This is a genomic window from Candidatus Nitrosotenuis aquarius (assembly GCF_002787055.1).
GTDB classification, from domain to species: domain Archaea; phylum Thermoproteota; class Nitrososphaeria; order Nitrososphaerales; family Nitrosopumilaceae; genus Nitrosotenuis; species Nitrosotenuis aquarius.
The window spans coordinates 1,595,055-1,616,617 of the sequence record NZ_CP024808.1; the positions used below are offsets into that span (position 1 = coordinate 1,595,055).

30 protein-coding genes are annotated in these 21,563 nt (G+C 39.0%); 15 read left to right on the forward strand and 15 right to left on the reverse strand.

The features are described from left to right. Window positions 1-33 precede the first annotated feature (33 nt). The 4 genes from NAQ_RS09250 to NAQ_RS09265 all read right to left on the reverse strand — a co-directional run bounded on the left by NAQ_RS09250 (window position 34) and on the right by NAQ_RS09265 (window position 4,288). Entirely contained in the window at window positions 34-1,224 is a 1,191-nt protein-coding gene (locus NAQ_RS09250) for a S1C family serine protease (protein WP_100183247.1), read from the reverse strand. Continuing rightward, window positions 1,225-1,671, reverse strand: coding sequence for a hypothetical protein (locus NAQ_RS09255; RefSeq protein WP_162858735.1), 447 nt, complete (start codon window positions 1,669-1,671; stop codon window positions 1,225-1,227). It lies immediately after the preceding gene. A gap of 32 nt (window positions 1,672-1,703) precedes the next feature. Then, window positions 1,704-2,549: a sulfurtransferase gene (locus NAQ_RS09260; protein WP_100183249.1), complete on the reverse strand. Its 846-nt coding sequence runs from the start codon at window positions 2,547-2,549 to the stop codon at window positions 1,704-1,706. Between the two features lie 92 nt (window positions 2,550-2,641). Further along, a complete protein-coding gene (locus tag NAQ_RS09265) occupies window positions 2,642-4,288 on the reverse strand; it encodes a spermidine synthase (RefSeq protein WP_100183250.1) in 1,647 nt (548 codons plus the stop codon). Window positions 4,289-4,387: 99 nt separating this feature from the next. On the opposite strand from NAQ_RS09265, the gene NAQ_RS10480 reads away from it, so the two are divergent. From NAQ_RS10480 to NAQ_RS09300, 7 genes are all read left to right on the forward strand, one after another. Next, the gene (locus NAQ_RS10480) at window positions 4,388-4,528 is read left to right on the forward strand and encodes a YHS domain-containing protein (RefSeq protein ID WP_100183251.1); all 141 of its coding nucleotides are present in this window, start codon (window positions 4,388-4,390) and stop codon (window positions 4,526-4,528) included. A 245-nt stretch (window positions 4,529-4,773) separates the two neighbouring features. Beyond that, window positions 4,774-5,205 carry an AsnC family transcriptional regulator gene (locus NAQ_RS09275; RefSeq protein WP_100183252.1) on the forward strand — a complete coding sequence of 144 codons (432 nt, stop codon included), beginning with the start codon at window positions 4,774-4,776 and terminating at the stop codon, window positions 5,203-5,205. 74 nt (window positions 5,206-5,279) lie between these two features. Further along, the gene (locus NAQ_RS09280) at window positions 5,280-6,041 is read left to right on the forward strand and encodes a ferric reductase-like transmembrane domain-containing protein (protein ID WP_100183253.1); all 762 of its coding nucleotides are present in this window, start codon (window positions 5,280-5,282) and stop codon (window positions 6,039-6,041) included. Window positions 6,042-6,174: 133 nt separating this feature from the next. Further along, the gene (locus NAQ_RS10350) at window positions 6,175-6,768 is read left to right on the forward strand and encodes a hypothetical protein (protein WP_245871610.1); all 594 of its coding nucleotides are present in this window, start codon (window positions 6,175-6,177) and stop codon (window positions 6,766-6,768) included. 89 nt (window positions 6,769-6,857) lie between these two features. Then, window positions 6,858-7,745: a transcription initiation factor IIB gene (locus tag NAQ_RS09290; protein WP_100183254.1), complete on the forward strand. Its 888-nt coding sequence runs from the start codon at window positions 6,858-6,860 to the stop codon at window positions 7,743-7,745. Next, window positions 7,742-8,125, forward strand: a complete 384-nt coding sequence (locus NAQ_RS09295; RefSeq protein WP_100183255.1) for a hypothetical protein — start codon at window positions 7,742-7,744, stop codon at window positions 8,123-8,125. The genes NAQ_RS09290 and NAQ_RS09295 overlap by 4 nt, the downstream gene beginning before the upstream one ends. 13 nt (window positions 8,126-8,138) lie before the next feature. Continuing rightward, complete coding sequence (locus NAQ_RS09300) at window positions 8,139-8,639, forward strand: DUF192 domain-containing protein (RefSeq protein WP_100183256.1); 501 nt, start codon at window positions 8,139-8,141, stop codon at window positions 8,637-8,639. Between the two features lie 22 nt (window positions 8,640-8,661). Here NAQ_RS09300 and NAQ_RS09305 read toward each other — a convergent pair whose 3' ends face one another. The 4 genes from NAQ_RS09305 to NAQ_RS09320 form a co-directional block, all read right to left on the reverse strand. After that, window positions 8,662-9,225, reverse strand: coding sequence for a flavoprotein (locus NAQ_RS09305; RefSeq protein WP_100183257.1), 564 nt, complete (start codon window positions 9,223-9,225; stop codon window positions 8,662-8,664). 118 nt (window positions 9,226-9,343) lie between these two features. Then, entirely contained in the window at window positions 9,344-9,583 is a 240-nt protein-coding gene (locus NAQ_RS09310) for a thioredoxin family protein (RefSeq protein ID WP_100183258.1), read from the reverse strand. Next, window positions 9,580-9,723 carry a YHS domain-containing protein gene (locus NAQ_RS09315; RefSeq protein WP_100183259.1) on the reverse strand — a complete coding sequence of 48 codons (144 nt, stop codon included), beginning with the start codon at window positions 9,721-9,723 and terminating at the stop codon, window positions 9,580-9,582. Before NAQ_RS09315 ends, NAQ_RS09310 begins: the two co-directional genes overlap by 4 nt. After that, window positions 9,720-10,823, reverse strand: coding sequence for a cytochrome c biogenesis protein CcdA (locus tag NAQ_RS09320; RefSeq protein WP_100183260.1), 1,104 nt, complete (start codon window positions 10,821-10,823; stop codon window positions 9,720-9,722). The genes NAQ_RS09315 and NAQ_RS09320 overlap by 4 nt, the downstream gene beginning before the upstream one ends. 218 nt (window positions 10,824-11,041) lie before the next feature. On the opposite strand from NAQ_RS09320, the gene NAQ_RS09325 reads away from it, so the two are divergent. The 4 genes from NAQ_RS09325 to NAQ_RS09340 all read left to right on the forward strand — a co-directional run bounded on the left by NAQ_RS09325 (window position 11,042) and on the right by NAQ_RS09340 (window position 13,596). Continuing rightward, a complete protein-coding gene (locus tag NAQ_RS09325) occupies window positions 11,042-11,224 on the forward strand; it encodes a hypothetical protein (RefSeq protein WP_100183261.1) in 183 nt (60 codons plus the stop codon). Continuing rightward, window positions 11,208-11,660 carry a hypothetical protein gene (locus tag NAQ_RS10245; protein WP_162858736.1) on the forward strand — a complete coding sequence of 151 codons (453 nt, stop codon included), beginning with the start codon at window positions 11,208-11,210 and terminating at the stop codon, window positions 11,658-11,660. The genes NAQ_RS09325 and NAQ_RS10245 overlap by 17 nt, the downstream gene beginning before the upstream one ends. 194 nt (window positions 11,661-11,854) lie before the next feature. Then, window positions 11,855-12,613: a fibronectin type III domain-containing protein gene (locus NAQ_RS09335; protein WP_162858737.1), complete on the forward strand. Its 759-nt coding sequence runs from the start codon at window positions 11,855-11,857 to the stop codon at window positions 12,611-12,613. 251 nt (window positions 12,614-12,864) lie between these two features. Continuing rightward, complete coding sequence (locus NAQ_RS09340) at window positions 12,865-13,596, forward strand: CbtA family protein (RefSeq protein WP_100183264.1); 732 nt, start codon at window positions 12,865-12,867, stop codon at window positions 13,594-13,596. Between the two features lie 25 nt (window positions 13,597-13,621). Here NAQ_RS09340 and NAQ_RS09345 read toward each other — a convergent pair whose 3' ends face one another. Continuing rightward, window positions 13,622-14,185, reverse strand: coding sequence for a hypothetical protein (locus NAQ_RS09345; RefSeq protein ID WP_162858738.1), 564 nt, complete (start codon window positions 14,183-14,185; stop codon window positions 13,622-13,624). 78 nt (window positions 14,186-14,263) lie between these two features. Between NAQ_RS09345 and NAQ_RS09350 the strand changes: the two genes are divergently transcribed. Together NAQ_RS09350 and NAQ_RS09355 are read left to right on the forward strand one after the other, a co-directional pair. After that, a complete protein-coding gene (locus NAQ_RS09350; RefSeq protein WP_100183266.1) occupies window positions 14,264-14,527 on the forward strand; it encodes a hypothetical protein in 264 nt (87 codons plus the stop codon). Window positions 14,528-14,582: 55 nt separating this feature from the next. Further along, entirely contained in the window at window positions 14,583-15,035 is a 453-nt protein-coding gene (locus NAQ_RS09355; protein WP_162858739.1) for a hypothetical protein, read from the forward strand. Between the two features lie 85 nt (window positions 15,036-15,120). Here the strand turns inward: NAQ_RS09355 and NAQ_RS09360 are convergent, their stop codons facing one another. From NAQ_RS09360 to NAQ_RS09375, 4 genes are all read right to left on the reverse strand, one after another. Continuing rightward, a complete protein-coding gene (locus tag NAQ_RS09360) occupies window positions 15,121-16,503 on the reverse strand; it encodes a ubiquitin-activating E1 family protein (RefSeq protein ID WP_162858740.1) in 1,383 nt (460 codons plus the stop codon). A gap of 8 nt (window positions 16,504-16,511) precedes the next feature. Then, on the reverse strand, window positions 16,512-17,051 hold the full coding sequence (locus NAQ_RS09365) for a hypothetical protein (protein WP_100183269.1): 540 nt from the start codon (window positions 17,049-17,051) through the stop codon (window positions 16,512-16,514). Between the two features lie 79 nt (window positions 17,052-17,130). Continuing rightward, window positions 17,131-17,304 carry a hypothetical protein gene (locus NAQ_RS10305; RefSeq protein ID WP_218192566.1) on the reverse strand — a complete coding sequence of 58 codons (174 nt, stop codon included), beginning with the start codon at window positions 17,302-17,304 and terminating at the stop codon, window positions 17,131-17,133. A gap of 226 nt (window positions 17,305-17,530) precedes the next feature. After that, on the reverse strand, window positions 17,531-17,806 hold the full coding sequence (locus NAQ_RS09375; RefSeq protein WP_100183271.1) for an EsaB/YukD family protein: 276 nt from the start codon (window positions 17,804-17,806) through the stop codon (window positions 17,531-17,533). Between the two features lie 265 nt (window positions 17,807-18,071). On the opposite strand from NAQ_RS09375, the gene NAQ_RS09380 reads away from it, so the two are divergent. Together NAQ_RS09380 and NAQ_RS09385 are read left to right on the forward strand one after the other, a co-directional pair. Next, the gene (locus NAQ_RS09380; protein ID WP_100183272.1) at window positions 18,072-19,250 is read left to right on the forward strand and encodes a hypothetical protein; all 1,179 of its coding nucleotides are present in this window, start codon (window positions 18,072-18,074) and stop codon (window positions 19,248-19,250) included. Window positions 19,251-19,254: 4 nt separating this feature from the next. Continuing rightward, window positions 19,255-20,340, forward strand: a complete 1,086-nt coding sequence (locus NAQ_RS09385) for a hypothetical protein (protein ID WP_100183273.1) — start codon at window positions 19,255-19,257, stop codon at window positions 20,338-20,340. 494 nt (window positions 20,341-20,834) lie between these two features. On the opposite strand, the gene NAQ_RS09395 is transcribed toward NAQ_RS09385, so the two are convergent. Beyond that, a complete protein-coding gene (locus tag NAQ_RS09395) occupies window positions 20,835-21,311 on the reverse strand; it encodes a hypothetical protein (RefSeq protein ID WP_162858741.1) in 477 nt (158 codons plus the stop codon). Further along, window positions 21,256-21,561, reverse strand: a complete 306-nt coding sequence (locus tag NAQ_RS09400) for a DUF2958 domain-containing protein (RefSeq protein WP_100183276.1) — start codon at window positions 21,559-21,561, stop codon at window positions 21,256-21,258. The genes NAQ_RS09395 and NAQ_RS09400 overlap by 56 nt, the downstream gene beginning before the upstream one ends. Window positions 21,562-21,563 lie beyond the last annotated feature (2 nt).

Consider the following 21,563-nt stretch of genomic DNA (forward strand, 5'->3'; position numbering starts at 1 on the left):
CTAATGATATTGTTCGTCTTCTGATCGGAGTTACTAGTTAGAAGGCCTTGCCTTCAATACCGTATTTAGTTGAATTATGTTGCCGTTTCTGTTCACTTCTAATGATACATCGTCGCCTACGGCTTTGTTCTCGGAAAGATACAATATCAACTCCGCAATGCTGTTTATCTTGTTTCCATCAATTGAAATTATTATGTCTCCATTCTTAATTTCACGATTTATGTTGAACGTAGCTTCCAGTAATCCTGCCTCGTCTGCGGGACTATCTTTTACCACCGTTGTGACAAGAACGCCCTTGTAGTTCTTTGGCAGATCAAGTTTTTTAATAATATCTGGGGTTAGACTCGTACCGGCCATTCCAAGCCAAGGATGATCATACTTGCCTTTCTCAATTAAAACAGGAACAATTTTCTTCACCGTATTTGATGGAACGGCAAATCCGACTCCAGAAAATTCGCCAGTATTGGATTGAATTGCAGTATTGATTCCTATTACTCTACCCTCAAGATTAAGTAAGGGCCCACCAGAGTTACCTGGATTTATTGCGGCATCTGTCTGTATTACATTGGGTATCGAGAATCCTTCCTCTTGGTTTGGGAGAAGACGGCCAATCTGACTCACTATTCCGCTGGTCATTGTACCGCTTAACCCAAAGGGATTGCCTATGGCCGCCACCGGATCCCCTACTTCAATTTTAGATGAATCGTCCAAGGCTAGGGGAATTAGACTTTCCTCTGAGAAATCATCGATGATTTGCAAGACGGCTATGTCATTATAGGGATCCGTTCCAGTGACATTGGCAGAATAGGTATTGCCATCTACAAATGTCACATCCACGGTTTTTGCATCTTTTATGACATGGTTGTTGGTTATTATCAGACCCGAGTCAGAATAGACAAATCCGGATCCTAGCTTTGTGGATTGCCTTTCCAACGGATTTCCGTTTATTATGATATTGGAATTTGTCTCAGATACCTTGCTTGTTATCTGGACAACGGAATTCTCTGTGCGCTTGAAGAGCGAAGATAATGATAGTACTTCGCTGTTAGCAATATTGTTTGGTTCTGATGTCTGAATGTCCTGCACTTCATTCGATTTTTCAGCAAGATCTATGTCTTGAGCAAGACTCGCGGGAACTCTGCCGAAATTTGTAAAAACTCCAATCAGGAGCAAAACACACAACGCGCCTATTACTCCTAACTGAATTGTTTCTCTACCATTCATTTAGAGCATCACGTATTGGTTGAAGGTATTGGGTTTGTTCCTAAGCCAGCTTTTTCTCCAAGTGTTAATCAGTCCGTACATCTGCCAAAAATACGAGCTTCTAGGCGACTCTAGTGTCTTCAGAACAGGTTCATTGTAAATTTTTGCTGCTCCATCATGTAACATGCGAGCCCATTTCTCCAGAAAGATTCCAAGATCGTCCAATGTCCCAAATGATTTTGGTTTTAGTGTGTTGATGCCGTCTGTGATTTGCATCAATTCTGGTGGAACTTTGTACCAAGGCAATACGAATGGCTTGTCATATTGCTTGCACCATCGTTTGTATTTTGCAATAAACTGCCTATTCCAATTGAGAAACTCTTCGCCTGATCCAAAATGTCCTTGAGGTATTGTTCTTCCTCCTTCTTCCGGTCTTTTGGAATGCCAAGAAATGTAACTATTTATCATGTTTTTTGGAACCTCGACTAACACCATTTTTGTTATTTTTCGACTGGATTACCAATCATGTTGCCCCATTCAGTCCAAGAACCATCATAGTTTCTGACCTGTGGATATCCAAGAAGATATTTTAGGACAAACCAGGAATGTGATGAGCGCTCACCGATTCTGCAATAGCAAATGATTTCCTTATCTGGCGTGATTCCCTTCGGTACATAGTTTTGTTTTAGCTCATCTGCTGTCTTGAATGTGCCGTCTGCGTCATTTACTGCAGTGGCCCATGGAATGTTTTGTGCACCAGGCACATGTCCTCCCCTCTGTGCATGCTCCATTGGATATTCTGGCGGTGCAGTGATTTCACCTGTGAATTCTTTTGGAGATCTTACGTCAACGAGACCAACTTCTTTTCTGTCTAGTGCGCGTTTAACATCAAACAAATATGCTCGCAGTCCCTCGTCTGGCGGCTGTGCCAAATAACTGGTTGGTGATACCTTGGGCTCGTCAGTTGTGTATGGTTTCTTTTCTAGTTCCCATTTCTTTCTACCACCATTCATAATTTTGACGTTTTTGTGACCGTAATACTTGAAAACCCAAAACACGAATGCCGCAAACCAGTTGTTAAAATCTCCATACAGAATCACTTCGCTTTCAGGATTGATTCCGTTTCTGGACATCAATTCCTCAAATTGCTTTTTATCAACAATATCACGGGTTACCGGATCATTGATGTCGCGCTTCCACCAAATCAGGGTTGCGCCAGTGATGTGTCCCTTTCTGTAGCCATTTTCTGGATCATAGTCAACCTCTACCAGCTTCAAATTGGCGTTTGTCGGATTTTTTGATACAAAGTCTGTGTTCACTAGAACTTCGGGATGTGAGTATGTCATATCGACTTGTTGCGTTGTCAGATATATTAATACAGTAATTTACAAACGTAAAATAACTAGGCATCTTTTGTTTTATGAAAATTTTTCTTTATTTATGATGTCTTAGATTTATTAATTTTAAAATTAATGTAGGCAAACCATATGATCACTATTGATAGCAACAGTGAAATTGTAACATACGTGCTAGCGGTCATTGTACTGGTGTCTGCCGCAGTTTCTTTTTCATCAACCTCTAGAGGTTTGTTTGTAACTGGGTTGAGGAGGTGTTCAACCGGTGCAAACTGATCCGTTAGTATGGAAACGTCACTTGTCTCCATTTGAGAACCAATATAGTTGTCAAGAAATTTACTGCGATATGAGACGTCTTGGTTTTTCTCAAAAGCGTCATTAAAGTTTAGGTTGGATTTAGAGGTGACAAACATTATGTTTTGTACCGAAATGGAGTCATATCCTTTTGTCTTGAATGCGTAAACTGTGGGAAACACCTGATCCATCGTTTTGTACACAGATCTAACTAAATTCGACGTGTCTCCTTTTGTGGTTCCTATTAGGTTTGATACTATGACGCCGTCTGGCTCTAATCTGTTCTCTAATATCTCAAAATATTCCAGAGTCATAAGGTGGAATGGGACGTAATACTTTGAGAATGCGTCCAAGATTATCAAGTCATATTTCTCATCGGTATTTGCAAGAAAGATCCTAGCGTCTTCATTAAAAATTCTCAATCTGGTATTCTCGCTTACCTTGAAGTAGGTTTTGGCAGCGCTGATTATGTCGGGATCTATCTCCACTACGTCGATCTGTATATTTGAATATGTGGCAAGGAAGTTTTTTGGTCCAGAAAACCCCCCTCCGCCAATGAAAAGAACTTTTTGGAAATCCGGATTGAAGACTTTGCCAGCATGAAAATATTTGGTATACTCTACAACAAGCTCCTCTGGCCGATCCAGATTCATTCTACTGTGGAGCATGCCGTTCAGGTACATACTTCTCATCTGCTTGGAATCGACAACATCAAGATGACTGTAAGGTGTCTCTTTCTCATACACTAGAATTCCAGAATGTGAAATTGTGCCTGCAACTACCGACGTGGGAAGAAAAACAAGGACTCCCACGAATACTATTAGCAACATCGGAAATTTTGACAGTCCAATAAGTGAGACCAATAACAATGAAACTCCTAGAGAAAAAATGATCGTATTTACCTCAAAAAATGGAATTAGGCCAAAAACCGCAAGAAAAGTTCCTGCAATACTTCCAGCGGTAGACAAAAAGTAGAGATTGCCTGTGACGCTGCCCACTTTACTAAGGGCTGTCGTGCCTAGCTTTACCGAATATGGAGAGACAATTCCGAGCAGAAAAGAGGGAATTGTGAGTAGAGTAAACGTGCTCAAAAGTACAGTTAGCGAATTTAGTGGAATTGGATTGTATAGAGATATGACGAGTGGTGCAATATATGGTATGAATATCACGTATAGGCCTGCGGAAAAGATTATTGCACTGAATTTGAACAGTGTGGGATTCCGATCTGCGATTCTCCCGCCATAAAAGTATCCCAAGCTTAATCCAGTAAGAACCACTCCAATCAAACTACCCCACATGTATGTAGTGCTTCCAAAAACAGGGGTAAGTATACGACTAGAAACAAGCTCGAGCGCCATTACCGATGCACCGCAAACAAACACCAAGACAGCAAGTTGCCAAAATTTCACGGTGCGGATGCTTGATTCTAATTCCATCTGTTAATCTGACATGATAAAAACGGTTTTTTATTTGTAAAGCTATCTTTACAAATGTAAATTACTATACTTATCTAAGAGTAACGCATTGCACCTAATATGAAAATAGATCCTGTTTGCAAAATGGAGTTGCCTGACGGTTCAAAGTCCGTATCTACACAATTTGAAGATGAGACATACTATTTCTGTTGTCCATCATGTAAGATGATGTTTGAAAAAAACCCGCATAAATTCAAATAGACATATTTAATCGAAAATTGACTCCATTAAGAATTGATTTATGTAGAAAGTGCGGTATTGAAATGAAATCTCATGCTAGGTGCAAGATATGTAACATGACATTAAGATTCATTTGCACAAAATGTCAAAACATAACCGATGACCTAGTCCACTTCCATAATATTGGCTAAAACTGGCTTTTTACGTTTGTATTCTTACATTTGTAAAGTACTGTTGTTAAATATGTTCTAGCGTAACTATCTTTCGTGCCTATAAAACTGGACTCGATTGATGTCGCAATTCTTAATGCGTTATCAAAAGATGGTCGTAAATCGTATCGCCAAATAGCAAGGGAAATAGGAGCAAGTACGCCAACAGTAAAACTCCGGTATGAACGTCTGATCAGTACTGGTCTGATTAAATCCATTGCTCCGATTCTAGATTTCAGTAAGATAACCAAAACAACCAAAGATAAACTAGACAACAACGTCGCGACAGCAAAACCGACTCCGATCGATCTAGGTGAAGAGATTAGCCTTGATGTGAATTGTGAATACTGCAAAATACAGATTGCTGGCAAACCACTCATTCTAAAAATATTGGATCAGGAACGGTTTTTCTGTTGTACTTCGTGCCGCGGCCTTTACAAGGAAAAATATCGCGGCAGAATTGATGCATTATTGTCAAAAGAGACATAAATGAATTTCTTGAACAAGAATTTTACATTTGTAAATTACTATTGTTATAAATCACCAGTATACAAAGAAAGAAGTTGAAGTCAAAGATCAAACTGTATCTTCAAAATCTGTCTTTTAGAAAATTAGAAAACTATCGCGCAGTATTACATGGAATTGCATGTAAGTGGACACTCCGCCATCTGATTGTGGGTCTGATAATGTCGGTTTTGGTTTACTCTTTCTGGCTTGGCCATTATGAATGGCAACAAGATATGAGATTATGGAAGTCATTTGGAGATGTGGGGTATATCTTTCTGGCCTTTGCACTCATAATCGGACCCTTGAGTAAACTGAAAAATGGCGCAAAATTTCTTATTCTCTGGAGACGCGAAGTCGGGATCTGGGCCGCAGTTCTTGCTATCATACACGGTGTTTTGATTGTAGATGGTTGGATAAAATGGGACGTTGCCAAATTTTTTGGTTATGAATTCATACCTCAGCTTGGTCGGCTCGCAAGACTGGAGCCTGGATTTGGATTGGCCAATTTGATTGGTTTTGTGGCGTTTTTGTGGTTAGCTGTTCTTGCAATCACCTCATCTGATAGGATCATGAGGTTTTTAGGAGGACAGTCCTGGAAATGGCTACACACAGGTTCCTACATAGTGTTCTATCTGACATCAATACACACTTCGTATTTTCTTTTCATGCATTATACTGAGTCATTTCATCGTGAAATTGCGCCTCAAAGTGTCTTTATAATACCTTTTATTGTAAGCGCTTCCGCAGTTTTAGTTTTACAATTTTCGGCTTATATCAAAATGATAAACATGCGAAAAAAGCATCTAACAAATACCTGACACTGAAAAATACCTGACACTGAAAGACGGCTTAGCGAAGCTGTTTTTACAGTTTACGGCTATCAATGTCCAAAAAAAATCTTACATTTGTAAAGTACCATCCTTATACATCTGTAAATTTTCCAGATGGATAATGCTACGAAACAGATACTTGATCGGCATGGCAATAACTGTGCTCTTTGTGGGTATTGCAACAACTTCGGTTACGCTATATGGACAAAAAGGACCCAGCGACTTTTTTGCATTCGGTCAATCCATGGATCATGGAAGCATGATGAATACAGACCAAGCAAAAACTGACTCGGGAATGAAAGATTCTATGAAAATGGAAGAAAAACAGACAAAGATGTCCAAGACAAAGGAATCAAAAACAAAGGATGGATACAAATTCACATCAAAAACCGTCACATCAACCAAAGATCCTGGAGTAGGACATGAAGCACACCAACTTGCATTAGTTTTACCGCCAAGCGACAAAGGTTACAGTGGAATTCTAACATATTCGGCATCTGAAAACATTCAACTGGTTGCGTTACATGGCCCACTCAAGGCAGGGGAAGACAAAGGCCAACCCATATGGTCTGATGGCAAAAATAAATTTGCCTTGACGTTTGTGGATCCTGCTAATGCTGCTGGATCATGGCAATTTTCAGCAAATGCCGTGGCCATACACACAAAGAATACCACTCCATTTACGGTAAGCTATTCGGTGGCTACCGTAAACTAATTTTTTCTTTCAATACTGTCATCATCGAATAGAATTCTTACATTTGTAAAGTACTGTTGTTATATACATATACTGTTTGGATCATCTGATTGTCTGCAAAGAAACCGGAAGAAGAGAAGATTAGACATGACCACAAAAATGGAGGGAATCTAATTCTAGACAAAGAAACCGGCGAAGTCTTCTGCAAGATCTGTGGGAAAGTGGACGAAGAATGTGCAATCCTGGATCAAAATGTCTACAATAATGACCTTGACAGAGAAAATCGTAGGATATCATCTTTAAGGCTGTACGACAAAGGACTGCCGACAGTCATAGGCTCTACTCACAAAGACTCTACTGGAAGAGTCCTTAGTGCTAACGTAAAGGCGCAATTTGATAGACTACGTATGGTGGATAACCGACTTAAATCACAATCCTCCGGCGCTGCCACCAAATCGTTTCTTTTACTAGATGGAATAAAATCAAAACTTGCAATACCAGAACATACTGCGGAAAAGGCCGCATATCTTTTTAGAAAGTTCCTCTCTGGACAAACGCGACATCCGAGAAGCCATGCCTCCATGATGCTTGCGTCGCTTTATGCAGCATGTAGGATCACAAACATTCCTAGAACCATACAGGAAATATCCACCACATCAAACGTAAAAAAACGTCTTATCTTGCGTGATTATAGGATCTTAGTAGAGTCGCTGGATCTTAGCTTTGAGCCCTACAAACCTGCAGAGTTTGTAGCAAGAATATGTACAGGTCTGGGATTAACGGAAAAAACCCGCTTGCATGCGACCACCATTCTGTCAAAAGTGAAACAGGATATCTTCTATGGAAGAAACCCAATTGCTTTGGCAGCTGCGGCAGTTTACATCTCATGCAAAAACAACACCGAACGAATAAATCAGTGGAGGATAGCAAGTTTGGTGGGAATTAGTAATGTCTCATTAAGGAACATGTATGTGCTATTGAAGGGGAATATAGCATGAAATTACAAATCGCACTAATAATGACGGGAATCTCGATAATACTACTCGCAATTTATGGGGCAGATGCAATGTGGAGCATAGGCAAGTCGCATGGATTCCTACCACTTGACGCAAGAACCCGTGGCATGGCTCTTGGCTTCCCATCGGTAATACTGCCAGTGATATCTTATATTATAACAAGAAATGTTGCCTCAAAAACACTAGGTGTTATGATTGCAGTTGCGGGTGTGTTTATGTTCGGCGGCTCTGCGGCATTCTTGGGGATGCAAGATCAGACTGGAGATCCAAATCAATTAAGAAGTGCAATCTCGTCTCTTGCAGTGATATTTGCTGGCATCATAATCTCGGTTTTGGGCGCAATCAAAATCAGAAAATCATAATTGTTTTTAGATTATGCCAAACATCAAGACAATAGCTATAATATCTGTGGTGATGGCAACCGCTGCAGCCATAATCTACATTATAAACAATCAGGCCTATGAAACTGGATTAGAGCCGCAAAGCAACAAAGAGAGGTACCATCAGGCAAAAATAGACATTGATGGGTTTGAGATTCTAGCAGATGTTGCATATACGGACGAACAACTGGAAAAAGGACTGTCAATCAAAGACAACCTAAACGAAGATGAGGGAATGTTGTTCATTTTCCAAAACGAAGGACAACATAATTTCTGGATGAACAATATGAAGTTTCCAATCGACATATTGTGGCTTGATGCGGCAGGCAAAGTAATACACATAGAATCGAATCTACAGCCGTGTACTTCAGAGTTCAATTGCACTGTCTACGAACCTCAAAACAACTCTCTTTATGTGTTGGAGACAGTTGCAGGGTTTGCCGAAAAACATCAAGTTGAAATCGGTACAGACATTGATTTTGAATTAATTAGATAATCTTGGTTCTGATTCTGAAAGATCATCTCTTGTTTACAATGTCCTTTAGGAAATTAGCTATAACCTCAAATTCTGGCATGCTTCCAAAACTTGGTTTCATGTCGGATATTTCATATCCCTCTGATGGCAAAATAACATGATGACCTAATTCCTTTAGTGTTAACACATTTTTTTGATTTGCCTTACTAAACCACATAGTGGGATTCATAGCTGGGACAAAAACCACGGGTGCCTTACATGCCATAACCGCTGTGGATATTAGATCATCGCAAATTCCATTTGCTACTTTACCGATTATGTTGGCCGTTGCAGGCATGATCACAAACACATCGCATTTTCTTGTGAGTTCAATATGGGGGACTCTTACATCGTCAGTAATATCGAAAGAGTCAGTGAAGACATAATTCCCAGAATAAAGTCTTAGCGTATACGGCGTAACAAACTTTTTTGCTGAATGAGACATCATGACGTGAACATTTTCTGCAATATTTTCTCTAAGGAGTCTAATGTAGTCAGGTAGAACCAGAACACCTACGGAACCAGTTACTCCAAGCAATAAATTATTAATAATGATCTTTTCTGTCACATCTAATCATTCTCATTGTTTACTATAAAGATCGTTGCGCAAGCCATTTTGCAATTTACTAGAATCATCTAATTTTGTCATGACCCAAGGATTCCCCTTAAAATCTTCTAAAATGTTCTCATGAGATCTTTCTAACACCTTCAATCTTTTCAATCAACTTCTGTTTTTTTGGAACTCCTGTAAATTCCAATTTTCCATTTATTACGACGCCTGGAGCTGTGTATATTGGATATTTTTGCAGGTACTCTGGCTTTTCTGTCACATCTATTATATCATAAGACACGCCCATCTCATCAAGCATTTTTTCTACCACACTGCAGTTTGAGCATCCAGGAGTTGTCAGTATTTCTACTTTCATTTTTTCTCACCAACGAACTGGTTTGGGTTCTTTTCAAACGCCCATCTACAGCTTGCACAACAAAAACGATATTCTTTGCCTTCATACTTGATTGACTCAGACTTTTCGTCAACTTCTGAACCACAGACGGGATCCTTCATTTCATTCCCTCCATTGCTTCCATTCCCTTGGGCAAACCTTCCGACAAGCCCAGAATCTGCATAGAATCAAGACCTACATTGAACAACAATGCGCTCCACGCTAGAACAATTCCAAGTATCATCAGAACTTGTTTGCGTTCCTGCGGATATTTACGCAGATACCAGAAAACTGGCACTACTGAAACAATTAGATTAAACAGCGCCCCATATTCTACAAATGGGACTTTTTGTTCCACCTCTTCGATTGGAATGTCTGCCTCGCCTATCATCTTGCCTCCAGTTGTCATAAAGACCATGTTCAGGCCCTCGTGGAATACTCCTCCCTCATACCAAAGATGACCAAAAGCACCGTTGAGTATGATAAATGAGCCAAGAATAACTAGGGCCCACCCTGTAAACTTTCTTACAGTCTCAATCCTCTTTGTAAGGCCTCCAGTCGCATTGATTCCTAGAATCCCTAATGCGCTTAGAAGAAGAAGCGGAATCACCCTGCCCACTCCATTTATTGCCATCAAAAGGCCTCCCTGCAGCCAGTCTCCTGTTGATGCAGAAAATATCAGTATGATGTATGTGACTGGATTTGGGCAGCCAACTCCGGCATTTCCCAAAAGCAGTCCCAAGAGGAAGACCTTGGTATAGTCTCCCTGTTTTTGGATAAACTGCGGCATGCCAGAATATGTTGGCATTTTGAACTTGATCAGCTTCAGTTCCGAGAGTCCAAAGATAAAGGCTGCAATTCCTGCAGCAGCATACATTATTCTTGTGGCACTGTCAAGTCCGACATATTTTCCAATTTGTGCTACCGCAGCCCCATACACTGACAATGTGATTATCAACCCGATGCCAAACAATGCTGCCATGACGAGGCCTTTTCTTCCCGAGGCGCTCATTGCGATTGGAACTATGATAAAGACAAGTGGGAGAGTGCAGGGAAGAACAATATTAGAAACTCCGCCAGCAAAGGAAAGAAGCATGGTAAGTGTGGTTGCAGGCGTTGTTGCAAGATAGATAAAACCAAAAAGCGTAATTGATGCTAGAACGAAAACTGCTACGACTAGGAATGACTTGAATCCTTTTCCTTGCTGCGTTAGATCACTCATGTATTATGACGCCAGTCATAGTTCTGCTACAATTAATTTAAGAACTCGATATGAATATCAAGGCTGACATTGATCAACATATACCAGAACAAATCAAAATTTTGTTTTATTCTAGATTAACTTACATTTGTAAATTTACAATTTTATCGTAACTTGGACAAATTATCAACATTGAGTTTTGCTTATATGTTTAAAAATCAAATTTAACAAGTAAGTCCATGTTTGAAAAACATTGTCAGATTTGTGGTGTTGACGTTGACAAAAAATCTACATCAAAAAGATTTGGCAAATACTTTTGCTCAGAGGATCACGCTCAGCAATATGTGGCAAAAAGAGAGGAAGAAGAAAGATTAATGGAAGAAGAAAGGAGGAGGAATCCTCGCCGTGGCGGCTGCTGCTAAAACACCACGTGCTGAATCGGAACGACCCACAGGAATCCCAGTACTTGGAATCACCTACACAATCTTTGGCGTTTTGATGATAGTGTTCGTGTCAATGGTGGTTACATTTACCGCTATGATGGGGGGATATTCTTCAATGATTGGAGGCATGATGGGAAACACACTGACCGTTTTTGGAGGATTTATAGCAGTCGGGGTAGGAATCCTTGCAGCAATAGAGTTTGCCATATCTTGGGCATTATTTAGCGGGAAAAACGCTGGAAGGACGATTGTAATTGTTTTGTCCATGGTGGATTTTATCATACACTGCGTTACCCTGTTAGTTGGAAATGTGTTTGCCATACCTCACATAGCTCTGGATCTCATAACTTTCTTCTACATGTGGAAGCCAAGCGTCATTATGTATTATGATAGAAAAAGTATGAATCTTGTATAAGTATGGTAAGCCTCTTCGACAAACTATACCATATTAGGTGCTGCCATTTGAAATCAACAAAATAATTTGCTATCATAATCTTACATTTGTAAAGTACCATCCTTATACATCTGTAAATTTGCATGTCAGCAATGTTAGATAACAAATACCGCCTCGGAACCACAATAGCCGCCTTTCTAATTATGGGAGTGGCCTTGACCTCATTTCAAGCAACCAATTCCAGTGATTTTGTGGCGTATGCTCAAACTGACTCAAAGGCAATGCCAGATTCAAAACAAACAAACGCAGAGCAATTACTCACGGATCCTAAATTTCGCCAGCAAATTATCGATACCATGAAAAAGAACCACGACATTTCTCAGGAGATAATCATGAAAATGATAAGCGATCCAGCCCTACGTTTGCAATTGCTAGGACATCTGACTGAAAATAAGGAAGCAATGCAGGATCTGATGAAGCTGTTTGGATCAGGTGGAAGCGATGTGAAGATGGGCTCTATGATGGATCATTCCGGAATGTCCATGAAGAAAGATTCTTCGAAAACTGGAATGAAGGACTTGATGAAAAAAGAAACCAAGAAAGATTCGATGAAGATGGGCTCTATGATGGATCATGGCAGCATGTCAATGAAAAAAGACTCGATGAAAACCGGAACCTCGGCAAGCGTAGACTTTAGTAACATCAAGATCACTAACATCTCTGCAAGCAGCGTAACCATACAGGGAAGTACGAATCAGGCTGTCAACTGCCAAGTTGAATATTGGACAGCAAAGGATTCAAAACATTACTCTGCATCTGATACCGGTGACATGATGGACATGAAGCACACTGAACACACAGTCACAATAAAGAATCTCGAACCGAATACAAAATACAACTACAAGTTCAAGGCAACGCTTGACGGCAAAACATTCCATTCGGATCTAAAAACATTCACCACAAAGACAGCATAGTCCAATTTTTTTGTATTTTTTTGAAATAATTGCTCTATCTGCCAATTCTGTTGGAACACGAATCATTGTAAATATTCTGATGGGTGGAGTTTGCTTGCGACCGAGAGCACTTTATATATTGGATGAATCATCCAATAGCTTAAATAATTGCCATAGAAAAACGTGACAATGACCCCGTCAAAACATGCCGCAATACTTTATTCGAATGTATCCATCTATGCGGCTGGATTTTCTTACCATTGTGAGATTTCATGAAAGCGCATCTTTTTGTTTTAATTGTACTTGTTTCGGGGTTTTCCGCGGGAACTGTTTATGGTTTTATCAACTTTATAACAACAGAGCCGTTTCTTGATTCTGCAATAGAGCTGGAAAATCGTGCTATGTTTGAATCCGGCGAAGAAAAAGACGGTCCAGAGTTCAGAGCAGAGTATGACGCATATCGATACTGGCAAAAGAGCGGCATGGTGCTGGCAGGCGGAATATATGGCCTTGCCATAGGTTCACTTTTTGGAATAGTTTTTGCCTATTCGAGAAATACGTTGCCTGGAAAACACCACGTACAAAAAACACTGTTTCTGGCAGCTTTGATGTGGTTTACAGTATTTATGATTCCGTTTCTGAAATATCCAGCAAATCCGCCCACCGTGGGTGACCCCAACACCATAGTTTACAGGGCTATTCTGTATCTTTCCTTTATTGCTATTTCTGGACTTGGTGCTCTGGCCTTTTACAGACTATACAAGAAACTCTCAAAGAGCAAAAAAATTCTGGCGTTTGCGGGCTACGCATTATTCATCAGCATCGCGTTTGTCCTGATGCCTCAGAACCCAGACAAGGTGTTGGCTCCAATGGATCTGGTAAACGGGTTTAGGACAATGTCTGCAACCGGCGTAACCATCTATTGGATAGTCAATGCGGTTATCCTTGGAGCCTTGTGGCAGAAACTCCAAGCAAGACATAAGATGCAAAAAGAACTTCAGTAAAAGACAAAGCCGACTCTCACAATAACTATGTTCTTGATATTGTAGTAGAGTTCAAAACGCCTATCTCTACATCAATCTTGTCGGGGTTGCCATAGCTGATCAGGATCCTGTCACCGTCCTTTGGTACATAGTGCTGAAACTGCGAATTTGCCTTGCCGTTTACCACAAATGAAATCTGGTTGTCAAAATCACTACAGTATGAGGCGCCGCTGTCCAATGTAAGGCAGTTGTTGGCTAGCGTCATGTTGAGTGTCTGCAAAAACATGCCAAGCCAGGCCTTTCTTGAATGGTTGTGGAGCGTAACCCCATCACCATTCTCAAAATGTGTGAGAAGATCTTTATTTTGGTACTTGCTACCGGAAAAATCAACTGCTTTGCCGTCAACAAACACCATGAAGGCAGCATGAGTGTGTCCTTGAGTTGGTTGGGCGGCCTTGGCGCCAGTCACATTACTGATGGATGAAACCTGGATATTTTTTTGTGGCGACATCATGAATGAAACAGCGGAAAATCCTATGAACACAACGAAGGTGACCAAAACCGCCAAAACGCTAAGTACGATGACTTTACGCGATCTCTCTAGACTCATAACTTGTTTCAGCGCGTCAAATATTTGTACCATGGTTTGGCAACAGACTATTTATCAAAATTCATCACATGAAAGTAAATGAACAGAAAACTGGCCAAACTGATCATCGTTTCTGTACTTGTTGTCATTGCAGCTGCAGCATCACTTGCATTTCTTAGTTTTCTTCCACGTAACGTCACCGAATCAGTAACTGTCATAACCGTAGACCAAACTAGTTGCACCGTCCAAACGTCAGACAAGTTCATCCTCAAGATCAAACCATGTGATGTAAAACCGGGAGAGACCGTAACTGTTACCTATGATGAAAAAATGAAGGAACGTTTTCGTGCCACTACGCCCTGATGCGAAGACACGAATGTCATAAATCTTCATTAATCACTTGCCCTCAATATTTGCGATGCCTCCAGTAAACATACCTCAAAGCATGATAACTGAGCACGTCAACTGGCACACAAAGCCAGGCAAGCCAAATCAAGGAGGTCGCACAATTCCAGGAGGTCAGCCTGGCTCCGGAGAAGAGTTCCTTAACTGGCATAAAGGATTCATCTCGCGATATAAAAAATGGCGAAAACAAAACGGCGAGCCTGCAATAAAAGCATGGTCCAAGATTCCGGCCGCACTAAACCCAATCCCCCCAAACCTGAATCCGCCTGATGTCATGGCATTCAACACGCTTGATAGTTTCGGAATATTTCTTGAGGGCGGAGTTCATGCCACTTTGCATAACCGGGCATCTGTTGTGTATGGCGAGCCCGTACTTGCGTCATTTGAATCCCCCAGAAGCTCGTACTTTTGGAAACTCCACGGCCTAATTGACAAATGGAGAAAGGACTGGGTAAAGGCTCACTGAACGGTTTTGTCAAGTCTTCATCGGTTTGTTATTCGTGTTAAATTCGTCGGCTGAATGGATATTTTCGTCAAAAATCACACAATAGTTATTGGATCCCGATATGATCATTATTCGCAAGTTTCCAAAATTTTGTATTTTCTCTAAATTTACTAAATATTTCTAATGGTTGTGTATTACATATGCAGTCATTTTTAGCTGAATATGTTAATTCCAAGTGTCCAAACGGCGGCTCAATGGACATGTTGATAAAATTTCCTTTTGATTTGATGTTGCTTGCCAATTTCGCCATTTCGGCAAACATTATGACTGCAGAAGCTGGAGAAAGAAAAGGCAATACTCCAAGGACTTCCTCCTGATTCTTGGTTCTGATTACTCCTTCTTCACATCTAGGAATAAAATTATCTTTAATATGTTCACCAAATCTGCACATTATGCACCATTCTTTTTTGGGAATATGCCTGCCGAAATTGGTTCCCCAGTTCTTAGTAGTAGTGGCATGGAGAACTAGAGGTGGAAAATTATTTTGTATTGTAGACCAGACATTTTCAGCATTAGCAAGGCAGAGTATGAGATCGGGAGGGTATTTACTGAATTCGCGCGTGCCTGAGAACTGGGAATATGATTTTTTGATAGGGAATGCTTCTCTACCGTTCGATGCAATAACATTATTGCAAACAACTACTTTGTCTTTAGAATGTGTAGCATCATGTGCACTGAACGGCAAAGATCTATTGCAGTTAGAGTATGTGATTATATCTGGATCAATCAGAAAAAATCTACCCTTCCAATTTGTCAAAGAAATCAGATAATCCAATGAAGAGCCAACTGCACCGCAGCCTATCTGATAGATAGTACCAAAATCAAAATCATTACAAAAATCTGGATTCTGTAATCCGACCGAGCTGGCTCCATTCGAGTAATCATATAATGAATACCATTTTTCAAAAGAATCGCTTTCTTTTTTGATAGCTTTCTTGAATACTTGAGCAACACCAAAACAAGCTGCAAACGATGGGCCAATCGGGTTGTTACTTCCGCTATAATGTATTTCTCCTGCACGATTACCGAATCCGCAACCGGAAATCCAGCCGTCTGAATTGATCCACGTGAATGGTTTGTCTGACTTAACTCCATTCCCAATAGCCAGTATGTCATCAACATCTTGAGGAATATGCTCAAAAGAAAATTCTCCATATGGATCAATTTCACTCATTAATTGCTTTATCTCCATTTTCAAATCTGATTGTGTGTGGTGTATGATGTTCTGACAATTTTGCATGTCTATTGTGATTTTTCTGCACCATCTTGCAAGTATATTGCAGGCAAGTAGTGTCATGCACTGAATTTCAAATGACTCGACTATTCTTGGATCTACGATTATGCCTAGATGATAATTGTCTAACTCTTTGATGCTCTCCGAATGATTAGTTCTGTCATCTCGTTCATTATGCCATGCACCTTTGTCCAAAGGAAATTTCATTTTTTTCTCAAATCGATAAAATTTGAATATGATTGGTTTTCAATAATGAAATGTGTTTTCACATATGCCGTAGACAATCTGTGAAATGACCCTTTTGTAAACCGGTGTACTCCACAGTTTACTAATGGTAACATGCCATCAATACCATAATTCGGTACAACAATGGAGATCAATCCCTCTGATTTGAACGCGGCCCATTTGTTGTCTCCAGGGGAATGAGATACCCATGAACTCGGGTGAGAATGTACTTGAGCGATCTGAATTATCTTGTTGTTATTTAGTGTCTTTACGAATTCAAAATTAGATCTATGTGATGTTGTAACACGCCCAAAATCGGACTCTGTGTCTGGCGCTATTATCGCAGTTATTGATATTTCATTTCCAACGATATTTCCACCCCAATAAACCAGTCCTTCATTTGAAGGTGCCATCTTGGCATAATCATCAAGAACTTTCTCGGTGTCTCTTATTACTCCTGCAGATATGCAATAAGACATGCTGTCACGTTCTACTTTTCTTTCAAAAAAATGAGTCATTACTATTTCATTCTTCCTTGATATATGTCACGATTATTTATGCGAGCATAGATTGCTTCTAAGATTGATCTGAGATCTACTAGGGTGTTGGTTTTTTGATTTTGCTGCCAGCCAGCAAGAGTCCAATCAGCATCTTTGTGAACGCCAGAATAATCAGCGTATGCTTTTCTAGAACATGGATTGCAGATGCATGGATGCTGGTGGAAAAAACTGTCGTCTCCTTTAGGATATGCATTTTTTGTTCCTTTTTCACCTGTAACTGGATCAATGAATTCTAGATAAAGAGGCCATTCTTTGTAGTTATCAAATCTGACTTCTAGAATGTATTTTTCATTATCTAGTTTCGACTTTAGATTCACATTAAAGATCTGCTCTTTCTCGTTAATTTGTGATATTTCAAAATACTCTGATTGTATGAGTAGTTTGCAATCCTCAATTTCTTTTTTAATAACAGCTAATGAGATTTCAGATTGAATCGTTTAAACTGCCACTCCAAGATCGGTAAAAACAAGTATGTCTCCATCTTTGATCCCATAACTTACAAGTGGCCTTTTTGGATCAAATGGCTTGTCTGGTTCATTCTCTGGGTTAAGTTGGTATTTTCCATCCTTTGAAAAGCTAAAATGTTCTATTACAGCACTGATTACTTCGCTTATTTTCGCAGTTTTTTGGAATACTGCATCTTTCCATGCGCCTTTTGTGGTTTGTATTGTGATCGTAAGTTCATTATCGTTTTTCTTTTTCTCTTCAGCCATACCGTATGGTACAGTAATTTACCTTATTAAAGATATTGGTATGAGATTCTATCGTCTTTGTCTATTCTGAGAATAAAATTTCATCGATCAGAGGTTTAGACTTAATGACAAAAGACAAACGTTGAATATAAAACGAATTAATCAGTTCAAGGCAACATGATACCTTATCCTGTTAAGACTTGATCCATGTGAGAAAGATAAATCGAATCTAGTGTTTATTACTACATGAGATAAGGCTAATACCTTAATCATCTATTAGTTCCATATGAAAACTGATGAGATTAAATTTTGGGAAGATCTCTCTGTCCCAGTTGAAGACATAAGAGAAATGATCAATGCTAGTGTTCGTCCCACTACAAAACTCCTTAACAGACTAAACAAATATTCAGGCTGGCTCGAAATTTTGAATGCACATTATGACACTTCATATAGCGAGTTGAAATTAATAATTAGACATTTAGCAACTCATAGAAAAGCAGAGTTTGCTAGATTATTCTGTTTGATAATTTTTGCTTTACAAGTAGACAGAATATCCATCAAGAATAGAATTCCAAATGATATATTAGAAAAATATAAAACCAAATTGGAAGACAATTCGGTAAGCTACGAATCAATTCTATTTCTTTTGCTTAAAAACAAACCTCAAACTTTGAAAGGTGTATTTTATGATTCTATAATCAATCGATCACCAACAAGAACATTCATTTGTGAACCAACAATAGCTGTAACAGAAAAATTGCAGAATATTTCAGAAAACGATATTCAAGAGTTTTTCAAAAAATTAAGAGAGGATGGTATTATCAGAAGAGAAGTAAAGCTATGGTGGTTCGAGACTAACAATTCAAAGACAAAGATCTTTGTGAGATTGGAAAGCCGAAACAGAAATCCCATACACCAGGTAACAAAAAATTTGTTTCTCAAAACGGCCGGAATTAAGGGGATGGTATTATCAGAAAAGGGGAATAGACTAGATATCGTATCGTCAAGAGATACCCAAGCAGTCACTAAGTGGATGGAGTTGCTAATTGAACATATATCAAAAAAGAGTGTCACGTTTTCCAGAATCGTTCAGGAATTTGAAACTTCTGAAATTTCAGATTTCTTGACTAGATTAAAAAATGGTAAAATAGCAGAAATGCGCCTGTTAGGAATAGAACGTAGGAATGCACCAGTAGTAAATTCTCCCACCATACGTTTGGAATCATCAAACATGGAACCAATAACTGAGTCTCTAAAAGAGTTAGAAAGCAGTCATAATTTGAATCTCATTTCAGAAATGAAAGATATTTTGGGAATAACTGTTGGTATTGGAGATATAACCTATAGACTGAATACTCTTACCAACAAAGATGAAAAAATTATTCTTAATTTTGAAAACCGAAACATGTCAGAAGACAAAAAGGATGCGGTAATTTCCACTTTAATCACGGCCATCAGAAAGTGATTGTATGAGCATACAAATTCGAAAGGGTTATTCTGTCAGCAGTGATGACGTACTTAGTCATTTACTTTTAAAAAAATTGGAATCTGAAAAACTGATTTCAACATCAATAAAAAAATCTGTGACATGTAACCGTTGTAAGAATAGAACGTTGTTGAATAGCAATAACATTGAGAATTTTATAATTTGTTCAAATTGTAACAAGCGTCAGAATATATCTAAAACAAACTCTGAAAATGAGATTTCCAAGATAAACTATGACAAAATTATTCAAAATATTGACTCCATGTTATCAGACATAGAAAATGTTTATGACAAAAATTCTAGATATTGGAAAGTGAAAATTGATGGTAAGATTATTCCTTTACTGATATTAGAAATTTCCGACTCCAATTATATCATGGCGAATGCAGAAAAACAATCTTCATTATTTATTATACTGGATAGTGAGAAACACGCACACCTACTTAATCAATTCAACAAATCTCAGTTTGTGACATTTATCGAGTTGTTAGAAGATAAATCACTGTTGATTAAACAGCTACAAAATGTTACGACAATCTTTGATACAAATTATTCGATAGAACTCGAAAATAAATTTGATGAATTAAGATCATCATTAACACCAACGCAATTCGAACACTTTTGCGTGGATTTGTTAGAACAAATAAAAACAAATTATCCGAAACTGCAAACATTTTATGGTTATCTGGCCAGATTTCAGAACACAATATTAAATTCGAAAATTATTCCAATGGGAGGACCAGCTAATCCAGATTTTGTCATAATAGACTTATTGCAATATCTACAATCTGGCTTACAACCTGAAAAATTTGGTGAAGCTAAAAGATATGGAGGAAAAACAACATTCACCTGGGAAAAGTACTCTGCAGCAATAATGCACGGTAATGCCAGTGATGCCCTATTTCTTGTTTCTACTACAGATATTCAGTTTGAAATATGGAGGAATATATTAGAAAATAATCGAGATGGGAAATTCAAATACGTACTACTTGATAAACCACTCATGTTAATTCTGATAAAATGTCTTGGCCTTGAAAACATTATAGAAGATCATTTAAATTCAAAATGATTAAACAAATTGTAATCTGGATAATCGTAATCATTGAAAAGATTTTGGGAATTCAATTCAGACGAGAAAACCTCAATCTCGAATTATGGAATCTATTTTCCGTAGCAGTTATTCTTAGTGTCACTTTTTTGATAGCTATCTACTCTCCATTTCTACAAGTGATTGACGATATGGTTAACTCGTTGCAAACAGAATGGATATACCATCAGGCATTAGCAAGTTTCAAGTTTTCATTTGTCACCACACCCATTCAACTTTCACTTGTCTGTCTTTTCAGAGATGTCAAAAACCCGCTTGTGAAATTTAAGAATACTTTTGCACTATTGTTAGCTGGTTTTGTAGGTGTATATGCGATGATTAGCATTATGCAGATTTTTCCAGAATCAATCCCTTCAGAGACATTGAGTATACTATGGCTATATCCACTCATAACAGTAGCAATTGTGAGATTATCAATAGCTCAGGAAGTAAGAAAATAAAATGATTTTATGAATTCATTTTTCATCAATTTTCTCCTTTTCCAAAACATCCTGATAGATCCTCTTGCAGAATGTCTCAAAGAATGATCTTTGCTTGCACATTGCATCGTATTCCGCAATCAAATCCACGATATGGTATCTTTTCCACTTTTCATATTTGGCCTCTTCAAGTGATTTTTTGAGCTTGTCATCTGACATCATGTCTTCCTCAGACATCAATCGAAGGCCTTTTTTGACAAAACCGGGGACATACCCAAACGAGTCAATCTCGTACAGCATTATGTGGCCAAACTTGGAATACGGATCATATCTTGTGGCTTCGCCTACTACCTTTCCATAATCGTCAACCAAATAACCATCGTAAAGCGACTCGTATTTCTTTGAGCTGTCAGCAGGTATGTCGACGCTAAAATCATCCGCAAAATTGTCGTCTTCATCATCTGAGATGACGCTCCCTCCTGTATTGCTGCATTTTTTTCTGTGCCTCTTCAAATGAGCAGGGCTTCCAGCTGTGACATTTTGTGACCTTGTTCTCAGTCAACTCATCCAGGCTGATGTAGCCCCATTCCGCAAAATTGTCGTCATTCAGGTTGGCATAGCCAAACGCCAGATTTTCCTTCTTGTCCAGTTCCGCTATCAGCCAGTAAAAGCCAATCTGCGGAATCTCCCATTTTTGGTAGATTACCTTCTTTTCGGCAGGTATGCCGTCGGTTTCGTACAGTTTTGGTATTTCATCTTCCACTT